The sequence below is a fragment of the Kitasatospora sp. NPDC101108 genome (genome assembly GCF_055584725.1).
The window spans coordinates 40,874-64,155 of sequence record NZ_JBVJLM010000003.1 but is presented as its reverse complement, the minus strand read 5'-3'; the positions used below and the strand labels follow the sequence as shown (position 1 = coordinate 64,155).

General features: G+C 73.1%; 18 protein-coding genes and 1 tRNA gene. 16 read left to right on the top strand and 3 right to left on the bottom strand.

Annotation, left to right across the window (positions count from 1 at the left end; translation table 11 throughout):
- Positions 1-10: 10 nt before the first annotated feature.
- From ACZ6Z8_RS08650 to ACZ6Z8_RS08635, 4 genes are all read left to right on the top strand, one after another.
- Entirely contained in the window at positions 11-1,006 is a 996-nt protein-coding gene (locus ACZ6Z8_RS08650; protein ID WP_465607602.1) for an amino acid ABC transporter permease, read from the top strand.
- A gap of 47 nt (positions 1,007-1,053) precedes the next feature.
- Positions 1,054-1,806 carry an amino acid ABC transporter ATP-binding protein gene (locus ACZ6Z8_RS08645; RefSeq protein WP_465608405.1) on the top strand — a complete coding sequence of 251 codons (753 nt, stop codon included), beginning with the start codon at positions 1,054-1,056 and terminating at the stop codon, positions 1,804-1,806.
- Positions 1,807-1,848: 42 nt separating this feature from the next.
- Positions 1,849-2,838: an ABC transporter substrate-binding protein gene (locus ACZ6Z8_RS08640; protein ID WP_465607600.1), complete on the top strand. Its 990-nt coding sequence runs from the start codon at positions 1,849-1,851 to the stop codon at positions 2,836-2,838.
- Between the two features lie 97 nt (positions 2,839-2,935).
- Positions 2,936-4,210, top strand: coding sequence for a serine/threonine-protein kinase (locus ACZ6Z8_RS08635; protein ID WP_465607598.1), 1,275 nt, complete (start codon positions 2,936-2,938; stop codon positions 4,208-4,210).
- On the opposite strand, the gene ACZ6Z8_RS08630 is transcribed toward ACZ6Z8_RS08635, so the two are convergent.
- Positions 4,106-4,864, bottom strand: coding sequence for an MBL fold metallo-hydrolase (locus ACZ6Z8_RS08630; RefSeq protein WP_465607597.1), 759 nt, complete (start codon positions 4,862-4,864; stop codon positions 4,106-4,108). The genes ACZ6Z8_RS08635 and ACZ6Z8_RS08630 overlap by 105 nt on opposite strands.
- Before the next feature lie 271 nt (positions 4,865-5,135).
- Between ACZ6Z8_RS08630 and ACZ6Z8_RS08625 the strand changes: the two genes are divergently transcribed.
- Positions 5,136-5,987 carry a fumarylacetoacetate hydrolase family protein gene (locus tag ACZ6Z8_RS08625; RefSeq protein ID WP_465607595.1) on the top strand — a complete coding sequence of 284 codons (852 nt, stop codon included), beginning with the start codon at positions 5,136-5,138 and terminating at the stop codon, positions 5,985-5,987.
- Between the two features lie 58 nt (positions 5,988-6,045).
- On the opposite strand, the gene ACZ6Z8_RS08620 is transcribed toward ACZ6Z8_RS08625, so the two are convergent.
- A complete protein-coding gene (locus ACZ6Z8_RS08620; protein ID WP_465607593.1) occupies positions 6,046-6,801 on the bottom strand; it encodes a TetR/AcrR family transcriptional regulator in 756 nt (251 codons plus the stop codon).
- Positions 6,802-6,989: 188 nt separating this feature from the next.
- Between ACZ6Z8_RS08620 and ACZ6Z8_RS08615 the strand changes: the two genes are divergently transcribed.
- The 4 genes from ACZ6Z8_RS08615 to ACZ6Z8_RS08600 all read left to right on the top strand — a co-directional run bounded on the left by ACZ6Z8_RS08615 (position 6,990) and on the right by ACZ6Z8_RS08600 (position 12,676).
- Positions 6,990-8,696 (top strand): DUF885 domain-containing protein, encoded by a 1,707-nt coding sequence (locus tag ACZ6Z8_RS08615; protein ID WP_465607591.1) that lies wholly within the window; start codon positions 6,990-6,992, stop codon positions 8,694-8,696.
- Positions 8,697-8,868: 172 nt separating this feature from the next.
- A complete protein-coding gene (locus ACZ6Z8_RS08610; protein WP_465607589.1) occupies positions 8,869-10,485 on the top strand; it encodes an MFS transporter in 1,617 nt (538 codons plus the stop codon).
- Between the two features lie 96 nt (positions 10,486-10,581).
- Positions 10,582-11,508, top strand: a complete 927-nt coding sequence (locus tag ACZ6Z8_RS08605) for a carbohydrate kinase family protein (protein ID WP_465607587.1) — start codon at positions 10,582-10,584, stop codon at positions 11,506-11,508.
- A gap of 166 nt (positions 11,509-11,674) precedes the next feature.
- Positions 11,675-12,676, top strand: coding sequence for a trypsin-like serine peptidase (locus ACZ6Z8_RS08600; RefSeq protein ID WP_465607585.1), 1,002 nt, complete (start codon positions 11,675-11,677; stop codon positions 12,674-12,676).
- A 137-nt stretch (positions 12,677-12,813) separates the two neighbouring features.
- Here ACZ6Z8_RS08600 and ACZ6Z8_RS08595 read toward each other — a convergent pair.
- Positions 12,814-12,885: transfer RNA gene (locus ACZ6Z8_RS08595), tRNA-Arg, on the bottom strand.
- 182 nt (positions 12,886-13,067) lie between these two features.
- Between ACZ6Z8_RS08595 and ACZ6Z8_RS08590 the strand changes: the two genes are divergently transcribed.
- From ACZ6Z8_RS08590 to rho, 7 genes are all read left to right on the top strand, one after another.
- Positions 13,068-13,487 (top strand): response regulator, encoded by a 420-nt coding sequence (locus ACZ6Z8_RS08590; protein ID WP_465608403.1) that lies wholly within the window; start codon positions 13,068-13,070, stop codon positions 13,485-13,487.
- Between the two features lie 94 nt (positions 13,488-13,581).
- Complete coding sequence (gene argS / locus ACZ6Z8_RS08585; RefSeq protein WP_465607583.1) at positions 13,582-15,243, top strand: arginine--tRNA ligase; 1,662 nt, start codon at positions 13,582-13,584, stop codon at positions 15,241-15,243.
- A gap of 91 nt (positions 15,244-15,334) precedes the next feature.
- Positions 15,335-16,726: a diaminopimelate decarboxylase gene (gene lysA / locus ACZ6Z8_RS08580; RefSeq protein ID WP_465607581.1), complete on the top strand. Its 1,392-nt coding sequence runs from the start codon at positions 15,335-15,337 to the stop codon at positions 16,724-16,726.
- A gap of 138 nt (positions 16,727-16,864) precedes the next feature.
- Positions 16,865-18,157 (top strand): homoserine dehydrogenase, encoded by a 1,293-nt coding sequence (locus ACZ6Z8_RS08575; RefSeq protein WP_465607579.1) that lies wholly within the window; start codon positions 16,865-16,867, stop codon positions 18,155-18,157.
- A gap of 10 nt (positions 18,158-18,167) precedes the next feature.
- On the top strand, positions 18,168-19,265 hold the full coding sequence (thrC, locus tag ACZ6Z8_RS08570; RefSeq protein WP_402818821.1) for a threonine synthase: 1,098 nt from the start codon (positions 18,168-18,170) through the stop codon (positions 19,263-19,265).
- Positions 19,266-19,631: 366 nt separating this feature from the next.
- Positions 19,632-20,570 (top strand): homoserine kinase, encoded by a 939-nt coding sequence (thrB, locus tag ACZ6Z8_RS08565; protein ID WP_465607577.1) that lies wholly within the window; start codon positions 19,632-19,634, stop codon positions 20,568-20,570.
- 578 nt (positions 20,571-21,148) lie between these two features.
- The gene (gene rho / locus ACZ6Z8_RS08560; RefSeq protein WP_465607575.1) at positions 21,149-23,248 is read left to right on the top strand and encodes a transcription termination factor Rho; all 2,100 of its coding nucleotides are present in this window, start codon (positions 21,149-21,151) and stop codon (positions 23,246-23,248) included.
- The last annotated feature ends 34 nt before the right edge of the window (positions 23,249-23,282 follow it).

The window sequence follows — 23,282 nt, the reverse complement described above, 5'->3', positions numbered from 1 at the left end:
GAGTCCTCCGATGACCGTCAGTACGCAAGCACCACCGGCCCCGGCGGGACCGGCCGGCGGCGCCGCCACCGGACCCGCCGCCGGCCTCGACCCCGGGGAACTGGACGGCCTGCGGACCGTCCGCGCCCGGCACCCGTGGCGCTGGGCGGCCGGGGTCGCCGCCCTCGTCGTCCTAGTCCAGTTCCTCCACGGCCTGGCCACCAACCCGGCCTGGGACTGGGCCACCTTCCGGCTCTACTTCACCGCCGACACCATCCTCCAGGCGATCGGCCGCACCCTCGAACTCACCGCCTACGGAACCGTGCTGGGCTTCGCGCTCGGCGCCGTGGTGGCCGCGATGCGGCTGTCCCGCAGCGCGATCCTGCGGACCCTCGCCTGGGCGTACGTCTGGGTGTTCCGTTCGATCCCGCTGATCGTCCAGCTGGTGTTCTGGTTCAACCTCTCCTACCTCTACAAGCGGTTCGGCTTCGGCATCCCGTTCGGCCCGACCTTCGGCGACTTCGAGACGGTCGGCGTGCTGGGCGCGCTCGGCGCCGCGGTGCTCGGCCTCGGGCTGCACCAGGCCGCGTTCGCCGCCGAGATCATCCGCGGCGGCGTCATCGCGGTGGACGCCGGTCAGCGCGAGGCCGCCGCCGCCCTGGGCATCCCGCGCGGGCGGCAGGCCTGGCGGATCGTGCTGCCGCAGGCGATGCGGAGCATCCTGCCGGCTGCCGCCAACGAGGTGATCTCGCTGCTCAAGGGCACCTCGGTGGTCTATGTGATGGCCATCGGCGAGCTCTTCTACCAGGCCCAGGTGATCTACGGCCGGACCGGACGGGTGGTGCCGCTGCTGATGGTCGCCACGGTCTGGTACGTGGTGCTGACCACGGTGCTGTCGATCGGCCAGTACTACGTCGAGCGCTACTTCTCCCGGGGCGCCCGGCGCACCCCGCCGCCCACCCCGCTGCAGCGCCTCCGGTCCTTCGTGCGGAGCCTGCCTGCCCGTACCTCCGGAGGGACCCCGTGACGACACTCACCGAGCCGCAGACCACCGACGGGCCGCTGGCCGCCCCGATGGTGCAGGTCCGCGGCCTGCACAAGAGCTTCGGCCGGCTGGACGTGCTGCGCGGGGTCGACCTGGACGTCCCGGCCGGCTCGGTCACCGTGGTGCTGGGCCCGTCCGGCTCCGGCAAGTCCACCCTGCTGCGGGCGATCAACCACCTGGAGAAGCTCGACCGCGGCTACGTCGCCATCGACGGCGAGCTGATCGGCTACCGGCGCTCCGGCGACCGGCTGTACGAGCTCAAGGAGCGCGAGGTGCTGCGCCAGCGCACCGGCATCGGCTTCGTGTTCCAGAACTTCAACCTCTTCCCGCACCTGACCGTGCTGGAGAACCTGGTCGAGGCGCCGATCGCCGCGCTCGGCCGCCCCCGGGCCGAGGCCAGGGCGACGGCGCTGGCCCTGCTGGAGCGGGTCGGGCTGGCCGACAAGGCCGCCGCCTACCCCCGGCAGCTGTCCGGCGGGCAGCAGCAGCGGGTGGCGATCGCCCGGGCGCTCGCCCTGGAACCCAAGGTGCTGCTGTTCGACGAGCCCACCTCGGCGCTCGACCCCGAGCTGGTCGGCGAGGTGCTGGACGTCATCAAGGACCTCGCCCGCTGCGGCACCACGATGATCGTGGTCACCCACGAGATCGGCTTCGCCCGGGAGGTCGCCGACACCGTGGTCTTCATGGACGGCGGCGTGGTGGTCGAGCAGGGGCCGCCCGCCGAGGTCCTGGACCGCCCGCAGCAGGAGCGCACCCGGGCCTTCCTGGCCAAGGTCCTCTGACCCTCCGAGTCCAACCCCCCTTCACCGAGCAGGAGTTCCGCCATGTCCCTACCCCGTCGCGCCCTCGTGACCGCCGCCGGCGCGTTCGCCGCCGCCCTCGTCCTGGCCGGCTGCGGCAGCGGGGCCACGGGCGCCTCGGCGGAACTCGCCCCGGCCAAGGGCAGCACCGCGCCCAACGGCACCGTGGTGAACCTGTCGCCCGAGCAGAACCGGGTGACCACCCCGAAGGTCGACGCGATCGCCGCGCTGGTGCCGGAGGAGATCAGGAAGAGAGGCACGCTGAAGGTCGTCGACTCCATCGGCACCACCCCGCCGCTGGACTTCTACGCCAACGACGACAGGACCGTCATCGGCGTCGAGCCGGACATCGCCTCGCTGATCGGCAACGTGCTCGGCCTCAAGGTCGAGTTCAACCCGGTGTCCTGGGAGAACATCTTCGTCGGCCTGGACAGCGGCAAGTACGACGCCGGCCTGTCCAACATCACCGTCACCGAGGAGCGGAAGGAGAAGTACGACTTCGCCACCTACCGGCTGGACGTCCTCGGCTTCGAGGCGAAGAAGGGCAGCGGGATCAAGGTGACCGGCCCCAAGGACCTGGCCGGCCGCTCGGTCGGCGTCGCCACCGGCACCAACCAGGAGAAGCTGCTGATCGCCTGGAGCGAGGAGGACGTCCGCAACGGCCTCAAGCCGATCGACATCAAGTACTTCTCCGGCACCGAGTACTACCTGGCGCTCTCCTCCGGCCGGATCGACGTCTACACCGGCCCCAACCCCAGCCTGGCCTTCCACGCCGTGCAGACCGGCGAGACCGAGGTGGTCGGCACCTACTCGGGCGGCGGAGCGGACGTCCTCGGCAAGATCGCGGCGACCACCCACAAGGACAACGGGCTGGTCAAGGCGCTCAACGAGGCCCTCAACGAGGTGATCAGGAACGGGACGTACGGGCAGGTGCTCAAGCGCTGGGGCCTGGAGAGCGAGGCGGTGCAGGCCTCCGAGATCAACCCGGTCGGCCTGCCCAAGCCGAAGCCGTAGCTTTCGTTCACCCGTTCGTCCCCGGCCGCCGCTATGGTGACCCCTCCGACCCTCCGGCGGCGAACGCCGTTCGGGCGCGGTCGAGTTGGGGGAGGGCATGCACAAGGGCGAGGTGCTCGGCGGTCGCTTCCGGCTGGACGAGTGGCTGGGCAGGGGCGGCTTCGGCGTGGTCTGGCGGGCGATCGACACCGTGCTGGACCGGCCGGTGGCGGTGAAGCTGCTGCTGGCCGAGCACGCCGCCGACCGGGAGGCGGTCGGGCGGTTCGTCCGCGAGGCCAAGCTGGCGGGCAGCCTGTCCCACCCGCACATCGTCACGGTGCACGACTACGGCCGGGTCAGCGACGCCACCGGGGAGATCCACTACCTGGTGATGGAGCTGGTCCGCGGCCGCCCGCTGTCCGCGATCCTCAAGGCCGGCCCGCCGGACCACGGGCGGGCGCTGGCCTGGATGGCGCAGGTCTGCGAGGCGCTGGACGCCGCGCACCGCAGCGGGGTCGTGCACCGGGACATCAAGCCCGAGAACGTGATGATCGCGGACAGCGGGGACCGCGCCAAGGTGCTCGACTTCGGCATCGCCCGGCTGCTCACCCAGTCCACCGGGCTCACCTCGACCGGCAGCGTGGTCGGCACCGTCCCGTACCTGGCACCCGAGTGCTGGTCCGGCGGCGCCGTGGACGGCCGGGCCGACCTCTACGCCTTCGGCGTGATGCTGTACGAGGTCAGCACCGGCCGACGGCCGTTCCGCGCGGACTCGCCGTACGAGTACATGCACAAGCACATGGACGAGATCCCGCCCCGGGTGCGCGGCAAGGACCCGCGGCTGGCCGAGCTGGTCGCCCAGCTGCTCGCCAAGCGGCCCGCGGACCGGCCCGCCGACGCCGCCGAGGTGCTGGAGCGGCTGCGCCGGATCCGGCCCGGGATGCTGCGGCCGGACGACCCCAGCCCGGAACAGCTGCGCCGCCGGGCCGACCGGGCCTGGCAGCAGGGCGCCGAGGGCCGGGCCGGGCAGGCCGTGGAGATCCTGGCGCAGCTGGTCCCCGACTTCGCCCGGATCTGCGGACCGGACGACCCGCGCACCCTGCGCACCTGCCACGACCTGGCCCTCTGGCTGGCCCGGGACGGCAGCCGGGGGGCCGCCGTGGCGCTGCTGGAGGCGTTGACCGAGGAGCCCGGCACGGCCGGGGAGGCCCGGGCCGACCTGCGGCGGGACCTCGCGCACTGGCGGCGGGAGGCCGACCGGCTCGGCCCGGGCACGGTGCGGGCGGCGCTAAGCGCCCGGGCGCTGCTCGGCGGCGGCAGCGGCGGGCCCGGCGTCCCCGACGGCCCCGACGGCGGCCGGGGCGGCAGCGGCGGCGGCGCGCAGCGCGGCTGAGGCGCCCGCGGCGATCGGGTCGCCGTGCCCGAAGACCACCGTCTCCACCGGCAGCGCGGCCAGCCGGTGGAAGGCCGCGAGGGCCCGGGCCGGGTCGGCGTGGAACACCCCGGGCCGGGTCTGCCCCTGGACGTTGGACACGACGTCCCCGGTGAACAGCACCCCGGCCCCGGGCAGGTGCAGCGCGATGCTGCCGTCGGTGTGGCCGGGGACGTGCAGGACCACCGCGCCGCCGCCGATGTCCAGCACGTCCCCCTCCTCGACCTCGCGGTGCACCGGGCAGGGCTCGGCGGGCGGGATCGGCGGCAGCCCGTCCCACAGCTGCTGCTCGAAGGGGCTGAGCACGGGCGGCGCCGCCGGCTGCTCGCGCCGGATCACCGGCGCCTCCAGCCGGTGCGCCACCACCTCCGCGCTCCAGCGCCGGGCCAGCTCGGCGGCGGAGCCGGTGTGGTCCTCGTGGTGGTGGGTGAGCACGATCCGGCGCACCGACCCCGGCGCCAGGCCGATGCTGCGGACGGCCTGCTCGATCCCGTCCGCCGATCCGGCCACGCCGGTGTCGATCAGGGTCGGTCCGTGGTCGTCCCGCCAGAGGTAGGCGGTGCCGAACTCCAGGGTGATCATGTGCAATTCGTCGCGTACCCGGGTGATCTCCATGCCCCCGATCCTGCGCACCGCGGCGCCCCGGCACACCGGCGTTCGCCCTGGGCGTGCGGACTTCGCCCCTGGCAGACCGGTCCTGCCGGGGCGGCTGTCAACCGTACGGGCCGCCGATTCGGGGCGCCGCGCCGTTGTGCGATTTGATGGGAATCCGCCCATCGGGACGGTCTGGCCCGCCGGCCGGGCCGTTGATATACCTCGTTGCCAGACTCGGGAGCGGTGTCCGCGCCGCCCCGGTGAGCTGCGACGAAAGGCTGGTGACGGATCGATGAAGCTCCTCCGCGTCGGACCCCCGGGCGCCGAGCGCCCGGTCGTGCTGGGCGAGGACGGCACCGCGTACGACCTCTCCGGGCGGGCCCGCGACCTCGACGGGGCCTTCCTGGCCGGACTGGACACCGCCGCGCTGGCGCGCGAGGTGGCGGCCGGCGTGCTGCCGGTGGTGGACCTGGACGGCCTGCGGGTGGGTGCGCCGGTGGCCCGGCCGGGCAAGGTGGTCGGCATCGGGCTCAACTACCGCGACCACGCGGCCGAGGCCGGGGCCGCGATCCCGGCCGAGCCGGTGATCTTCCTCAAGCCGAGCTCCACCGTGGTCGGCCCGTACGACGAGGTGCTGGTGCCGCGCGGGGGCGAGAAGACCGACTACGAGGCCGAGCTGGCGATCGTGATCGGCCGCACCGCCCGCTACCTGGACTCGCACACCGAGGCCGCCGGGGTGATCGCCGGCTACACGATCGCCAACGACGTCACCGAGCGGGCCTTCCAGTTCGAGCGCGGCGGCCAGTGGGACAAGGGCAAGTCGGCGGAGACCTTCACCCCGCTCGGGCCCTGGCTGGTCACCGCCGACGAGGTGGCCGACCCGCAGGCGCTGGCGCTGCGGCTCTGGGTCAACGGTGAGCAGCGGCAGGACGGGAACACCGCGGAGATGATCTTCCCGGTGCTCGAACTCGTCCGCTACGCCAGTCAGTTCATGGTGCTGGAGCCCGGTGACGTGATCATCACCGGCACCCCGGCCGGGGTCACCCTGGGCCGCCCCGGCACGCCGTTCCTCGCCCCGGGCGACATCGTCGAGATCGAGATCGACGGCCTCGGTCGCCAGCGCCAGGTGCTCGGCAAGGCGTAGCGGCGCGGGCCCGGCCACCGGGCCGCCCCGACCCTTGGCACGGGGGTCGGGAGGGCCGTCAGCGCGCCTCCAGCACCGCCCTCAGCCGTTCGGCCCGGTCCGCCCGCGGCCCCTCCAGGGCGAGCAGCCCCGCCAGCACCTCCGCCGTCTGCGGATCGTGCAGCGCCGTCGCGGCCGCCATCGCCGTGAACTGGTCGACCAGCCAGTCCCGCAGGCCGTCCACCGGCAGCGTGCGCCCCTCGTCCAGCCAGCTCAGCGACGCCCCCTCGACCACCGCGATCCACGAGCGCACCAGCAGCGTCAGCCGTGGTCCGGCCTCCCGCACCCCCAGGTGCCGCAGGGTCCGCTTGAGCGCCGCCCGCCGGACGTCGTCCACGATCGCCGAGGTCCGGGCCGTCTCCACCACCGAACCGCCGCGCAGCAGCGCCGAGTAGCCCGCGTCGTGCTCGGCCACGAAGGCGAAGTAGCCGTCCAGCACGGCCGCCAGCTGTTCGGACGGCCTCCCGGTCAGCGGTACGGCGAACCGGCTGGTCAGCTCGTCCGCCGCGGTGCGCAGCGCGGCCTCGTACAACTGCTGCTTGCCGCCCGCGAAGTAGCGGTAGACCAGGGGCCGGGAGGCGCCGGCGGCCTCGGCGACGTCGTCCAGGCCGACCTCCTCGGGCGGCCGGGAGGCGAACAGCTCCAGGGCGACCGCGATCAGCTGTTCGCGCCGCTGTTCGACCGGCAGTCGCCGGTAGCCGGAGCGGCGCCGGCGCGGTGCGGGGGCGGTCGGCGCGGGGGCGGGGTCGGTTGCCGTGGTGGGGCGGGCTTCCATGGAGCCTCAGCGTAACGGGCGTCGGACCGATCGGGGCCTGCCGCGCACCGGATCTTTCCGAACGGGTGTTTGCGCCGTCCGGCGGCCCGTCCGGCAGGCGTCCACCGGCCGTCAGTTCGCGGACCGCAGCAGGTCATCGCCCGCTGCCGGGGGCTTGCAATCGGCCCGGGCAACGCGATGATGTCCGGATGGCTGAAGAACTGATCAACTCCGGCGGCGACACCCCCCGCCGCATCGCCGACGGCTACGTCCAGGCCCTGGCCGACCTCGACCCGCTGACCGCGGTCTACCTCGGCCTCAACCCGGAGGACGACCGGCTGCCCGACCTGTCCCCGGCCGGGGCCGAGGCGATCGCCGACCTCGCCCGCCGCACCCTGGCCCGGCTGGACGAGGCCGAGCGGGCCGGCACCGACGAGGACGAGGCCGAGCGCCGCTGCGCCCGGCTGCTGCGCGAGCGGCTGACCGCCGAACTCGCCGTCCACGACGCGGGGGAGGACTACCGCGCGGTGCGCAACCTGGGTTCCCCGGTGCACAACACCCGCGAGGCCTTCACCCTGATGGCGACCGCCACCGAGGAGGACTGGCGGCTGATCGGACGTCGACTGGCCCGGTTCCCGCTGGCGTTGGAGCAGTACCGGCAGACCCTGGCCGAGGGCGTCGAGCGCGGCCTGCTGTCCGGCCCGCGCCAGGTGGAGACGGTGGTCGGCCAGTTCGGCGAGTGGCTGGCGGGGGAGACCCCCGGCGGCTGGTTCGGCGAGTTCGTCCAGGCCGCGCCGGAGGGCGTGCGCGGCGAGCTGTCCGGGCACGCGGTGGCCGCCGCTGAGGCGCTGGCCGCGCTGCGCGACTGGATGCGCGACGTGTACGGCCCGGCCGCCGCCGGCACCCCGGACACCGCCGGCCGCGAGCGCTACGGCCGCTGGGTGCGCTACTGGACGGGTGCCGACCTGGACCTGGACGAGGCCTACGCGTGGGCCTGGACCGAGTTCCACGACCTGTACGCGCAGATGGAGGCCGAGGCCGAGAAGGTCCGCCCGGGCGCCGGCCCGATGGCGGCGATGAAGTGGCTGGAGTCGGACGGCCCGGCGATCGAGGGCGCCGACGCCGCCCGGGAGTACCTCCAGGGCCTGATGGACCAGGCCGTCCGGGATCTCCAGGGCACCCACTTCGACCTGGCCGAGCCGGTCACCCGGGTCGAGTCGCGGATCGCCCCGCCCGGCAGCGCCGCCGCGCCGTACTACACCCAGCCCTCGCTGGACTTCAGCCGCCCGGGCCGGACCTGGCTGCCGGTGCTCGGCGAGGAGCGCTTCCCGGTCTGGGACCTCGTCTCGACCTGGTACCACGAGGGCGTCCCGGGCCACCACCTGCAGCTGGCGCAGTGGGTGTACGTCGCCGACCGGCTCTCCAGCTACCAGGTCAGCCTCGGCGGGGTGAGCGCCAACATGGAGGGCTGGGCGCTGTACGCCGAGCGCCTGATGGACGAGCTCGGCTACCTGACCGACCCCGGCCACCGGCTGGGCTTCCTGAACGCCCAGATGATGCGGGCGCTGCGGGTCATCGTCGACATCGGCATGCACGTCGGGCTGGACTTCCCGGCGGACTCCCCGTACCGGCCGGGCGAGCCGGTGACCCCGGAGCACGCGCGGGAGTTCTTCGGCCGCTACTGCGGGCTGTCCGCCGACTTCCTGGACAGCGAGCTGGTCCGCTACCTGGGCATGCCCGGCCAGGCGATCGGCTACAAGCTGGGCGAGCGGGCCTGGCTGCGCGGACGGGCGGCGGCGCGGGCGGCGCACGAGGCGCGCGGCGAGGAGTTCGACCTCAAGGCCTGGCACATGGCGGCGCTCTCGCAGGGCTCGCTGGGGCTGGACGACCTGGTCGCGGAGCTGTCGGCGCTCTGAGGGGCGGGTGCGGGACCAGGGCTCCGGGACTCGGTCGCGAGTCCCGGAGCCCTGGTCCTTTTGTCCGTAAGAGGTGATTTGGCGAGGTTTTTCCTTGCGGACCACCGGAGTCGGGGTTTGGCTGGAAGGCGACTGCGTGACCTCTCCGTCCCCCCTCCGGAAGGCTCGACCAGTGTCTGCGCAACCCGCCACCGGTCATGAGGACGCGGACAGCCGCCGCTGGTGGGCGCTGGCGGTCATCGCCATCGCCCAGCTCATGATCGTCCTCGACATCACCATCGTGAACATCGCACTGCCGTCGGCCCAGCGGGACCTGGGCATCTCCGACGCGGACCGGCAGTGGGTGATCACCGCCTACACCCTCGCCTTCGGCGGCCTGCTGCTGCTCGGCGGCCGGCTGGGTGACCTCTTCGGCCGCAAGCGCGTCTTCACCGTCGGCCTGCTGGGCTTCGCCCTCGCCTCCGCCCTCGGCGGCGCGGCGGTGAGCCCGGCCATGCTCTTCGGTGCCCGCGCCCTCCAGGGCGCGTTCGGCGCCCTGCTCGCCCCCTCCGCGCTGGGGCTGCTCTCGACCACCTTCTCCGATCCGAAGGAACGCAGCACGGCCTTCGGGATCTTCGGCGCGATCGCCGGTGGCGGCGCCGCGATCGGCTTCATCGCCGGCGGCCTGCTGACCGAGTACCTGAACTGGCGCTGGTGCCTGTTCGTGAACACGCCGATCGCCGTGGTCACCGCCTTCGCCGCGTTCTCCGTGCTCAAGCGCGACCACATCGGCAGGGGCCGCCGGATCAAGCTGGACCTGCCCGGGGCGCTGCTCGGCTGCGGCGGCCTGCTGGCCGTCGTCTTCGGCACCTCCGAGGCCGTCACCCGGGGCTGGAGCGACGGCCTGGTGATCGGCTCGCTGCTGCTGGGCGTGGCGCTGCTGGCGGTGTTCGTCCTGGTCGAGAAGCGCTCGGCGCACCCGCTGCTGCCGATCCACATCGTGGCCGAGCGCAACCGCGGCGGTGGCGCGCTCTCGGTGGGGCTGGCGATGGTCGGCATGTTCGGCCTGTTCCTGTTCCTGACCTACTACCTGCAGGCCGTCAAGCACTTCTCGCCGGTGGTCTCCGGCATCTCCTTCCTGCCCATGACGGCCGCCATCGTGCTGAGTTCGACCGGTGTCGCGGCCCGGCTGATGACCAGGGTGCCGTCCCGGAACCTGATCACCCCCGGCCTGGTGCTCGCCGCGGGCGGCATGGCCTGGCTGACCCGGATGACGGTGGACAGCCCGTGGGCCGCCATGGTGCTGCCGGCCGTGCTGCTGATCGGCTTCGGCATGGGCCTGGTGTTCATGCCGGCGATGAGCCTGGCCACCCTCGGGGTCGCCCCGAACGAGGCCGGCGCGGCCTCGGCCACCATCAACTCGGCCCAGCAGGTGGGTGGTTCGTTCGGTACGGCACTGCTCAACACGATCGCCGCCAGCGCCACCGCGACGTACCTGTCGACCCGGCTCGCAAGCGATCCGACGGTGCGGGCCCAGGGAGCGGTGCACGGCTACGTGGTCGCGACCTGGGTGGCGATGGGCGTGCTGCTGCTGGCCGCCCTGGTCGCCTTCCTCATGATCGACCACCGTCCGGCGCCCGGTGAGGCGAGCGGCGTCCCGGGCGGGGTGGAGGTCCCGGCGGCCGTACCGGGCGCGGTGGACGGCCGGCCGAGCCCCAGGGCCGCCGCCATCGCCGACGTGAAGGCCAACGTGAAGCCGGCCGCCGAGGTCCGCACGGAGGCGGGAACGGAGCGGCCCCGGCCCGACTGAGGGCGGGTGATTGAAAGTTTGCAGCAAGGTCTTGCAGTCAACCTCCGGCGCCTGCTTGACTCCTGGCCACCGTCCAGGGATCAAGGAGGCGCCGTCGTGCCGCAGCAGTCCGAGCCAGCGGAAGCGGAGTTCGACCTGCTCGTGGCGGGCGGTGTGGGCGTGGACACCGTCGTCCGGGTCGAACGGCTGGAGGTCCCGCCCGGCGACTCGCTGTTCGTCGAGCCGGTGCGCGACTACGTCGGCCACACCGGCTACGGCGTCGCCCTCGGCGCCCACCGCCTCGGGCTGCGCACCGCCCTGCTGGACTTCCTCGGCGACGACCCGCAGGGCGACCTCGTCCGTGCCGCCCACCGCCGCCACGGCCTGCACTTCGCGCACCTGACCAGCCCGTACGGCACCCCGCGCGGGGTCAACCTGGTGGACGCGGCCGGCCGCCGGTTCTCCTTCTTCGACGGCCGCCACCCCGCCGACCTGCGGCTGCCGCGCGACTTCCACCTCCCGTACGTCGAGCGCAGCCGGCACGTCCACCTGTCCATCACCGGCGTCAACCGGGACATGTACGCCGACCTCCACCGGCTCGGCCGCACCTCCTCCACCGACCTGCACGACTGGGACGGCGAGAACCCGCACCACCGCGACTACGCGCTCAACTCCGACCTGGTGTTCCTCTCCGTGGCCGGCTGCCGCGGCCGGCACGAGGCGGTGATGCGCTCGATCCTCGCCGAGGGCCGGGCCGCCGTCGTGGTCGCCACCGCGGGCGCCGAAGGCTGCCACCTGCTCACCCGCGAGGACGGCGTGCCGCACCACCTGCCCGCCGTCGACCCCGGCCGCCCGGTGGTGGACACCAACGGCGCCGGGGACGCCTTGGTCGCCGGGTTCCTGTACGCCTGGTTCCGCGGCCACGCGCCGCTGGACTGTGCCCGGGCCGGTTCGGCCGCCGGGGCCTTCGCCTGCACCTCCGCCGGGACCCACACCGCCTTTGTCGAGGCGTCCGTTCTCGATACCCTCCTGGGGCGTGCCTGACGGTTCGCGCGCCCGGCGGGAACTGTCAGCCACGCCCCTGGGACAGGACTGATCCGGTGGGCCTTTTCTCATCGAGCTCCAAGCCTGCGGTCACGACCTTTCCAGGCTGAGGCGTCATAGTCATGGACCGAACGGGACGCCACCGAACAGGGCAGGAGACACAGGCATGGGGCAGCACCGCCGCCGGAGTTCACGCCGCCACCGTCTGCTCGCCCCCTCGCTGGTCACCGCACTGTCCGCGCTCGTGGTGGGCACGGTGGTGGCCGGGACCCACGGGTTCAACCTGTCCGACGCCTCCGCCGCCGGGAAGGAGGCCCGCCGCACCCGGGCCGCCGCCCCGGCGACCTCCCCGGCCGCCACCACGGCGGCGCCCGCCTCGCCCGCCCCGGCCGCGGACACCACCCCGAGCGCCACCCCGACCCCGACCCCGGCCCCGAGCGCCACCCCGACCCCCACCGACAGCCCGTCGGCCGCCGCCCCCGCCGCCCCCGCCGCCCCCGACGTGCACAGCGTCGGGCTGGGCACGACCGCCCCCGCCCCCGCCGGCAACCGGGAGACCGCCACCGTCGGCGCCCTGTTCACCGGTCCCGTCGGGCCCGGCAACCACTTCTGCACCGCCAGCGTGCTGCACAGCGCCACCGGCAACCTGCTGCTGACCGCCGCGCACTGCCTCACCAGCACCGACGGCGTGACCTTCGCCCCCGGCTACCGGGACGGCTCCGCCCCGTACGGCACCTGGCAGGTGACGGCGATCCACACCGCGTCCGGCTGGTCCCAGAAGGGCGACGTGGACGAGGACTTCGCGATCCTGGAGACCGCCCCCAGCAACGGCCGCAAGGTCGAGGACGTGGTCGGCGGCAACAAGCTGGGCACCGACGAGCCCTTCGGCGCCACCGTCCGGCTCTACGGCTACCCGGCCGACGCCGAGACGCCCAACCTCTGCACCAACACCACCGCCCAGCAGAGCGCCTACCAGCGCGTGATCCAGTGCCCGTCCTACTCGGCCGGCACCAGCGGCGGCCCGTGGATCAACACCGCCACCGGCGACGTGGTCGGCGCCATCGGCGGCTACCAGCAGGGCGGCGACACCGACGACACCTCGTACAGCGCCTACTTCGACCACACCATCGCCGAGCTCTACGACGAGGCCGAGGCCGCCACCTCCTGAGCCGCCCGGACCCGGACCCCGCCCTCTCCCCGGGCGGGGTCCGCCGGACCGTCCCCGAACCGCGCCCGGACATGACGAAGGCCCAGATCCGTGGATCAACTCCACTGATCTGGGCCTCAGTTGCACTTCCCGCGAAGTGCCCCCGGTAGGATTCGAACCTACGCACCCGCCTCCGGAGGGCGGTGCTCTATCCCCTGAGCTACGGGGGCCTGCTGGCCTGTCGGTCACTCGCGCGTTCCGACGTGAAGAACACTACCAGGCTTCGAGGGCGGTCCGTGCACGGGTTTCCGGAAAGATCGTCGGGGTCGGCCCCCGGCGGCCCGGTGGGCGGAAGTGCCCAAAGGCCGGACGGGGTGGCGGGGCCGCCGATACCCTCGGTGAGGTGTCGGGAGTGTCCGGGCGGGTCCTCGTGGTGGACGACAGCGAGGTGATCCGCCAGCTGATCAGGGTCAACCTGGAGCTCGAAGGCTTCGAGGTGGTGACCGCGGCTGACGGCGCCGAGTGCCTGGAGGTCATCCGCCGGGTGAAGCCCGACGTGGTGACCCTGGACGTGGTGATGCCGCGGCTGGACGGCCTCCGGACGGCGGCCCGGCTGCGCGCGACCCCGGCCACGAGTGCGCTGCCGATCGCGATCGTGAGTGCCTGCACCCCGGCGGACCTCGACCTGGGGGAGGCGGTCGGTGTGGACGGCTACCTCGGCAAGCCCTTCGACCCCGCCGACCTGGTCGCCCTGGTCCGGCGCCTGATGGGGGCGGAGGAACGGCCCGCCGGGTTTCGCCCTGAGCGAACAGAACGTACGGATCGCGGCTGACACCCCTGGGTGGACGGCGCCGGGGGCCCTCCGGGCGTCTCAACCGGCAAACCGAGTGGCGGGCGGGCACCCCGTCTCGCCTACGCTTGGCGTCGTGACCCCCGCAGACCTTTCCCAGGCAATCCAGGCCGCAGTGAGCTCCGCCGTCGAGGCGGGCGAGCTGGCCGTCGCCGTGCCCGAGCACGTGACGGTCGAGCGGCCCAAGAACCGGGACCACGGCGACTACGCGACGAACGTGGCCCTCCAGCTCGCGAAGGCGGCCGGCAAGCCGCCGCGAGCCGTTGCCGAGGTCCTGGCCGGGCGCCTGCGAGGGATCACCGGCGTCGCCCAGGTCGACATCGCCGGTCCGGGCTTCCTGAACATCACCCTGGACACCGCCACCGCCGGTGCGCTCGCCCGCACCATCGTGGAGGCGGGCGAGGCCTACGGCCGCAACGAGGCCCTCAAGGGCCTGCGGATCAACCTGGAGTTCGTCTCCGCCAACCCGACCGGCCCGATCCACATCGGCGGCGTCCGCTGGGCCGCCGTCGGCGACTCGCTGGCGCGTGTGCTGCGGGCCTCCGGCGCCGACGTCACCACCGAGTACTACCTCAACGACGCCGGCGTGCAGATCACCAAGTTCGCCGCCTCCCTGCAGGCCGCGGCGAACGGCCGCGAGGTGCCCGAGGGCGGCTACGTCGGCGAGTACATCGTCGACATCGCCAAGACGCTCACCGACGCCGTCCCGGGCGTGCTCGACCTGCCCGAGGCCGAGCAGCTGGAGGTCTTCCGCACCGAGGGCCTCAAGCTCATGGTCGCCGAGATCAAGCGCTCGATGGACGAGTTCGGGACCCACTTCGACGTGTGGTTCTCGGAGAAGACGCTGCACGACTCCGGCGCCGTCGAGAAGGCCATCGACCGGCTGCGCGAGCAGGGCCACGTCTTCGAGCAGGACGGCGCGGTCTTCCTGCGCACCACCGACTTCGGCGACGACAAGGACCGCGTCCTGATCAAGGCCGACGGCGACAAGACCTACTTCGCCGCCGACGCCGCGTACTACCTGTCCAAGCGGGACCGCGGCGCCGAGGTCGCGCTGTACATGCTGGGCGCCGACCACCACGGCTACGTCAACCGCCTCAAGGCCATCGCGGCCTGCGCGGGCGACGACATGAACCGCAACATCGAGGTGAAGATCGGCCAGTTCGTGAAGATGCTTCGCGACGGCGAAGAGGTCCGCATGTCCAAGCGGGCCGGCAACATCATCACGATCGACGACGTGGTCGAGTGGATCGGCGTGGACGCCGCCCGCTACACCCTGGCGCGCTCCTCCACGGACTCGACGATCACGCTGGACATCAACATCCTGACCAGCCAGACCAACGAGAACCGGGTCTACTACGTCCAGTACGCCCACTCGCGGATGTGCGCGGTCCAGCGCAACGCCGACGAGCAGGGCATCACGCGCGGTGCGGCCGAGGACTTCAAACCGGAGCTGCTGGCCACCGAGTGGGAGTCCGACCTGCTCGGCCACCTCGGTGAGTTCCCGCGCGTGCTGGCCGCGGCCGGCGAGCTGCGCGAGCCGCACCGGGTCGCCGTGTACCTGGAGGACCTGGCCGCCAAGTACCACCGCTTCTACGACAACTGCCGCATCCTGCCCCGGGGCGACGAGGACGTCACGGACCTCACGCGCGCCCGGCTGTGGCTGGCCGACGCGACGCGCACGGTCATCGCCAACGGCCTCACGCTCCTGGGCGTGACGGCGCCCGAGCGGATGTAGGAACCACCCCCAAGCGCACAGCGGGGGCGGCTGACGGTCAACGGCGACCGTCGCCGCCCCTCGCCATAGGTCTCGAAGGACTGGCACAACGATGAGTCGCTCCGCACATCCCGCAGGCCCCCGCCACGGCGACGTCCTGCCCGAGGGCCACTACCAGGCCCCGCCGGCCGACCTGAACGCGCTCGACCCCAAGGTCTGGTCGCGCACCGTCGCCCGCGACGCCGAGGGCGTGGCCACCGTCGGCGGGGTCGACGTCAAGCGGCTGGCGGCCGAGTTCGGCACCCCGGCCTACGTGCTGGACGAGGAGGACTTCCGCGCCCGGGCCCGCGCCTGGCGGGACGCCTTCGGCACCGACGCGGACGTCTACTACGCCGGAAAGGCCTTCCTCTCCAAGGCGATCGTGCGATGGCTGCACGAGGAGGGCCTCAACCTCGACGTGTGCAGCGTCGGCGAGCTCGCGGTGGCGCTGGCCGCCGGGATGCCGCCGGAGCGGATCGCGCTGCACGGCAACAACAAGTCGGTCGACGAGCTGGAACACGCGGTGAAGACCGGGGTCGGGCACATCGTGGTCGACTCCTACGAGGAGATCGAGCGGCTGGCCGCGATCGCCGCCCGCCAGGGCGTGCGCCAGCAGGTGCTGATCCGGGTCACCGTCGGCGTCGAGGCGCACACCCACGAGTTCATCGCCACGGCGCACGAGGACCAGAAGTTCGGCCTCTCGCTGAACGGCGGGGCCGCCGCCGAGGCGGTGCGCCGGGTGCTCGGCCACGACAGCCTGGAACTGCGCGGCATCCACTCGCACATCGGCTCGCAGATCTTCGACATGGCCGGCTTCGAGGTGGCCGCCCGCCGGGTGGTCGGCCTGCTGGCCGGGATCCGGGACGAGCACGGCGTCGAGCTGCCCGAGATCGACCTCGGCGGCGGCCTCGGCATCGCCTACACCAGCGAGGACGACCCGCGCGAGCCCGCCGAGATCGCCGCCGCGCTGGCCGAGATCGTCCGCCGCGAGTGCGCCGCCGCGAACCTGAACGCCCCCCGGCTGAGCGTGGAGCCGGGCCGGGCGATCGTCGGCCCGACCGCGTTCACCCTGTACGAGGTCGGCACGGTCAAGCCGCTGGAGGGCCTGCGCACCTACGTCAGCGTGGACGGCGGGATGTCCGACAACATCCGCACCGCGCTGTACGACGCCGAGTACTCGGTGGCGCTGGTGTCGCGCACCAGCGACGCCGAGCCGATGCTGGTCCGGGTCGTCGGCAAGCACTGCGAGTCCGGCGACATCGTCGTCCGGGACGCGTTCCTGCCCTCCGACCTGGCCCCGGGCGACCTGATCGCGGTGCCCGCCACCGGCGCCTACTGCCGCTCGATGGCGAGCAACTACAACCACGCCCTCAGGCCCCCCGTGCTCGCCGTCAGGGACGGCGCGGCGCGGGTGATCGTCCGGCGCGAGACGGAGGAGGATCTCCTGCGCCTGGATATCGGATGACGAAATTCTCGTCTCAGATCATGGAACGACCGTAGATCCGTGCGGAAAGTCCCCGAGACTGGTACGGACCGAAGTTCCCGGCGGCACCCGGAAAACCGCCGGAAATACCGAAGCACGAAGAATGCAGAGCGGAGTCGGATGATGCGTACGCGCCCGCTGAAGGTGGCGTTGCTGGGTTGTGGTGTGGTGGGCTCCGAGGTGGCGCGCATCATGACGACGACGGCCGACGACCTCGCCGCTCGCATCGGTGCCCCGGTGGAGCTCGCCGGGATCGCGGTCCGCCGGGCCGGCCGGGTGCGTCCCGGGGTGCCCGAGCACCTGATCACCACCGACGCCGAGGCCCTGGTCAACCGGGGCGACATCGACGTCGTGGTCGAGGTGGTGGGCGGGATCGAGCCCTCCAAATCGCTGCTGCTGTCGGCCTTCAAGCAGGGCGCCTCGGTGGTCAGCGCCAACAAGGCGCTGCTCGCCAGGGACGGCACCGAGCTGCACGCGGCCGCCGCCGCGGCCGGCGTGGACCTGTACTACGAGGCCGCGGTCGCGGGCGCGATCCCGCTGCTGCGCCCGCTGCGCGAGTCCCTCGCCGGGGACAAGGTCGACCGGGTGCTGGGCATCGTCAACGGCACCACCAACTTCATCCTCGACAAGATGGACACCACCGGCGCCGGCTACTCGGAGGCGCTGGAGGAGGCCACCGCGCTCGGCTACGCCGAGGCCGACCCGACCGCGGACGTGGAGGGCTTCGACGCCGCCGCCAAGGCCGCGATCCTGGCCGGCATCGCCTTCCACACCAAGGTCACCGCGGCGGACGTCTACCGCGAGGGCATCACCGAGGTCACCGCCGCCGACATCGCCTCCGCGAAGGCGATGGGCTGCGTGGTCAAGCTGCTCGCGATCTGCGAGCGGGCCGCCGACGGCGGGTCCGTCACCGCGCGCGTCCACCCGGCGATGATCCCGCTGTCGCACCCGCTGGCCTCCGTCCGCGAGGCGTACAACGCGGTGTTCGTCGAGGCCGAGGCGGCCGGCCGGCTGATGTTCTACGGCCCGGGCGCGGGCGGCTCGCCGACCGCCTCCGCGGTGCTGGGTGACCTGGTCGCGGTGTGCCGCAACAAGCTGGCCGGGGCCACCGGTCCCGGTGACTCGGTGTACACCCGGCTGCCCGCCAAGCCGATGGACGAGGTCGTCACCCGCTACCACGTCAGCCTGGACGTGGACGACCGGGCCGGCGTGCTCGCCCAGGTCGCGTCCGTCTTCGCCGAGCACGGCGTCTCCATCGACACCGTGCGCCAGCAGGGCCGCGACGGCGACGCCTCGCTCGTCGTGGTCACCCACCGTGCCACCGACGCCGCGCTGTCGGCGACGGTCGACAAGCTCCGCGCGCTGGACAGCGTGCGGGACGTGGCCAGCATCATGCGGGTCGAAGGGGAATAAGGAACCAGCCATGAACGCCGTTGCCGAGAACGTCGTCCGAGGCGCGCACACCCACCAGTGGCGCGGCCTGATCGAGGAGTACCGGGACCGCCTGCCGGTCACCGCGGCCACCCCGGTGGTCACCCTGCTGGAGGGCGGCACGCCCCTGGTACCCGCCCAGGTGCTCTCCGAGCGCACCGGCTGCGAGGTCTACCTCAAGGTCGAGGGCGCCAACCCGACCGGCTCCTTCAAGGACCGCGGGATGACGATGGCCATCTCCAAGGCCAAGGAGGAGGGCGCGCAGGCCGTCATCTGCGCGTCCACCGGCAACACTTCGGCCTCCGCCGCCGCGTACGCGGTGCGGGCCGGGATGGTCTCCGCGGTGCTCGTGCCCCAGGGCAAGATCGCGCTGGGCAAGATGGGCCAGGCGCTGGTGCACGGCGCGAAGATCCTGCAGGTCGACGGCAACTTCGACGACTGCCTGACGCTGGCCCGCGAACTGTCCGAGAAGTACCCGGTCGCCCTGGTCAACTCGGTGAACCCGGTGCGGATCGAGGGCCAGAAGACCGCGGCCTTCGAGATCGTCGACATGCTCGGCGACGCCCCGGACATCCACGTCCTGCCGGTCGGCAACGCGGGCAACATCACCGCGTACTGGAAGGGGTACCGGGAGTACGCGACCGACGGGATGGCCGCGCGCACCCCGCGGATGTGGGGCTTCCAGGCCTCCGGCTCGGCTCCGATCGTGGACGGCGCGCCCGTCCTCAAGCCGCAGACCATCGCCACCGCGATCCGCATCGGCAACCCGGCCTCCTGGGACTTCGCGCTCGCCGCGCGGGACGAGTCCGGCGGCCTCATCGACAAGGTGACCGACCGTCAGATCCTCTCCGCCTACCGGCTGTTGGCCGCGCAGGAGGGCGTCTTCGTGGAGCCCGCCTCGGCCGCCTCGGTGGCCGGCCTGCTGGCCAAGGCGGAGGCCGGCCTGGTCGACCCGGGTCAGCGGATCGTCTGCACGGTGACCGGCAACGGCCTCAAGGACCCGGACTGGGCGGTGGCCGGCGCGCCGCAGCCGCAGGTCGTCCCGATCGACCCGGAGGCGGCGGCCCGGCGGCTCGGACTGCTCGACTGACGACGGGTCCGACACTTCGACGGGCCGACCCTTTCGGGGGTCGGCCCGTCGGAGTTCTCCGGTGACTCCTTTGTGTCAATTCCGCATCGCATTCCGATGCGATTCCGCTCCCCCCTCTGACCGGGAGGGGTGCGCATTCGGCCAGAACCGGCAACACACCAGATCGAAGGCCCACGGGGTGTACCACTGGGGAACCTCTCTTCGATACTCTGGGTTCGGCCGTGTGGCACATGCCCCGGGCCCGTCCCGCACGGGCCGCGCCGACGACTGTGACCGCCAGGCCCGAGGGGCCCGTGGTCCTTTCCCCCCACCCTCGCACCGACGACGCGCGACGCGCCGCCCGATTTCCCCAGGAGAGTCCACCGCATGGCCGGTCCCGCGTTCCGTGCCGCCGCCGTCCGGGTCAGGGTTCCCGCGACCAGCGCCAACCTCGGCCCGGGCTTCGACGCCTTCGGGCTCGCGCTGGGTCTGTACGACGACGTGGTCGTCCGGGTCTCCGACTCCGGGCTCGCCGTCGACATCGCCGGCGAGGGCGCCGAGACGCTGCCCCGGGACGAGCGCCACCTGCTGGTCCGCTCGATGCGGGCCGCGTTCGACCGGCTCGGCGGCCAGCCCCGAGGCCTGGAAGTGGTCTGCGCCAACCGGATACCGCACGGCCGCGGCCTGGGCTCCTCCTCGGCCGCCATCTGCGCCGGAATCGTGGCCGCCCGCGCGGTCACCATCGGCGGCCCGTCCGCGCTGGACGACGACGCACTGCTGGCCCTTGCCTCCGAGCTGGAGGGCCACCCCGACAACGTCGCGGCCTGCCTGCGCGGCAACTTCACCATCGCCTGGACCGACGAGGAGTCGGCCAAGGCCGTCGCCCTGGAGCCGTCCGAGCAGGTCGTCCCGGTGGTGTTCGTCCCGGCCGGCGAGGTGCTCACCGAGACCGCCCGCGGCCTGCTGCCGAAGACCGTCCCGCTGGCCGACGCCGCCGTCAACGCGGGCCGTTCCGCCCTGCTGGTGGAGGCCCTGACCCGGCGGCCCGAACTGCTGCTCGCCGCCACCGAGGACCGGCTGCACCAGGACTACCGCGCCTCCGCGATGCCGGACAGCGCCGCACTGGTCGGCGCGCTGCGCGCGGAGGGCGTTCCCGCGGTCATCTCCGGGGCCGGCCCGACCGTGCTGGCGCTCACCGACGAGGGGGGTGTCGACAAGGTGCTCTCCTTCGCCGGGCACCACGGCCACGGCGGCGACCCGGCGTTCGCCGCGCACCGGCTGGGCGTCGACCGCACCGGGGCCACCGTGCTCCCGCTGGACGTCTGAGCAGCTGGTTTGGCCCTGCGGCGAGCCGGGCCGTCCGGACACGATTGGCAGGCCCGAGGTCGGGGAATGTCTGAGGGGGTCGGTAGTGTTAATCTCATTGCTGCACCATGTGCCCTCCGGGGCTCGGTGCGCCGCGTCCCGATCCCAGCACTCCACTGCCGTGGAGCCGCCGCGATGTCCGGGGCGACGATTCTCCGGGAGCCCACCGCAGCGCGTACGCAGCCTGCCTGCGCGACATGCGGCCGCATCCCGAAGCCGTGACGGCACCTGACTCCCACCCGCGGCCTCCCACCTGGAGGCCAGGACGGGCGGAGCGAAGGTCACCGTCACGCGACGGGGGCCCGGGATTCGCAGGCAGCGTTGGCGGCAACGCCCTCTGGGGAGGTCGACACACGACCGGCCCACGCGCCACTCAGCACCACCGTGCTTCATGCACCGCACCTCGCAGCTCTCCCTCGACGGGCTCCCGCCATTCGAGGGACCACCGCCTCGGACCGACGCAGTCGAGCGTTGGTCAGGACAGCACAACCGGTCGCCGAGCCAGACAGGCCGACGTCCGCTCCAGGGAAGGACCCTTAGTGAGCGACTCCACCGATCTGATGGGCGCGCGCCCGGACGCCGAAGCGTCGGACGCGGCCGCCGCCCCCGCCGCCCCGCGCCGCCGCCGCAGCGCCGCCGCGGGCCTGGACGGCATGGTCCTCGCCGAGCTGCAGAAGCTCGCCGCGGACCTGGGCATCACCGGTACCGGGCGCATGCGCAAGAGCCAGCTGATCGAGACCATCAAGGAGAAGAGCGGCGGGGACCCGCTGCTCGCCGCCGGTGGCGCCCCGGCCGCCAAGCGCACCGCCGCCAAGGCGGAGGCCGAGGCCCCCGCCGAGAAGCCGGCCCGTCGCAGCAAGGCCGCCGCCGCTGCCGCGGCCCCGGCCGCCGAGGCGCAGGCCCAGATCGAGATCCCGGTCCAGGCCGCCGCCGAGACCGCCGCGCCGGCCCGTGCCGAGCGCACCCGCCGCCGTGCCACCTCGGCCGCCGGCGCCCCCACCGCCCCGGTCGCCGAGGCCGCCGCCGAGGCCGCCACCGTCGCGGTGGCCGAGCCCAAGCAGGCCGAGCGTCCGGCCGAGACCCGCGGCTTCGAGGGCCGCGAGGAGGGTCGTGAGACCCGTCGTGACCGCCGCGAGCGCCGTGACCGCCGCGAGACGGGCGAGCGCACCGAGCGCACCGAGCGCACCGACCGCCAGGACGGTGCCGAGGCCCAGGCCGGGCAGGACGGCGAGGGGCGCGAGTCGCGCCGCGACCGCCGCAACCGCCGCGAGCGTGCCGACCGCCAGGGCGGTCAGCAGGGTCAGCAGCAGGGCCAGGGCGACGGCCAGCAGCGCCGCGAGGGCGGCCAGCAGGCCCAGCAGCCGCAGGTCCAGCAGGGCGGCTACGACGACGACGAGTTCGGCGAGGGCCGTCGGGGCCGTCGCGGCCGCTACCGGGACCGCCGGGGCCGCCGCGGCCGCGAGGGCTTCGAGACCGGCGCCGTCGAGCCGCAGATCGGCGAGGACGACGTCCTGATCCCGGTCGCGGGCATCCTCGACATCCTCGACAACTACGCGTTCGTGCGCACCTCCGGCTACCTGCCGGGCCAGAACGACGTCTACGTCTCGCTCGCCCAGGTCCGCAAGAACGGCCTGCGCAAGGGTGACGCCATCACCGGCGCGGTGCGCCAGCCGCGCGAGGGCGAGCGCCGCGAGAAGTTCAACGCCATGGTGCGGCTGGACTCCGTCAACGGCATGGACCCGGAGACCGGCCGCGGCCGCCCCGAGTTCAACAAGCTCACCCCGCTCTACCCGCAGGAGCGGCTGCGCCTGGAGACCGACCCGGGCGTGCTGACCACCCGGATCATCGACCTGGTGTCGCCGATCGGCAAGGGCCAGCGCGGTCTGATCGTGGCGCCGCCGAAGACCGGCAAGACCATGGTGCTGCAGGCGGTCGCCAACGCGATCACCCACAACAACCCCGAGTGCCACCTGATGGTCGTCCTGGTCGACGAGCGTCCGGAAGAGGTCACCGACATGCAGCGGTCGGTGAAGGGCGAGGTCATCTCCTCGACCTTCGACCGCCCGGCCGAGGACCACACCACCGTCGCCGAGCTGGCCATCGAGCGCGCCAAGCGCCTGGTGGAGCTGGGCCACGACGTGGTCATCCTGCTGGACTCGATCACCCGCCTGGGCCGCGCCTACAACCTGGCGGCGCCGGCCTCCGGCCGCATCCTGTCCGGTGGTGTCGACTCGACCGCGCTGTACCCGCCGAAGAAGTTCTTCGGTGCCGCGCGCAACATCGAGAACGGCGGCTCGCTGACCATCCTGGCCACCGCGCTGGTCGAGACCGGCTCGCGCATGGACGAGGTGATCTTCGAGGAGTTCAAGGGCACCGGCAACATGGAGCTCAAGCTCGACCGGAAGCTCTCGGACAAGCGCATCTTCCCGGCCGTCGACGTGGACGCCTCCAGCACCCGCAAGGAGGAGATCCTGCTCGGCAGCGAGGAGTTGGCCATCGTCTGGAAGCTGCGCCGGGTGCTGCACGCGCTCGACTCGCAGCAGGCGATCGAGCTGCTCCTGGACAAGATGAAGCAGACCAAGAGCAACGCCGAGTTCCTGATGCAGATCGCCAAGACCACCCCCGGCTCCGGCGACTGACCGTAGCCGGACGGCTGATCGAGCACGGAACCCC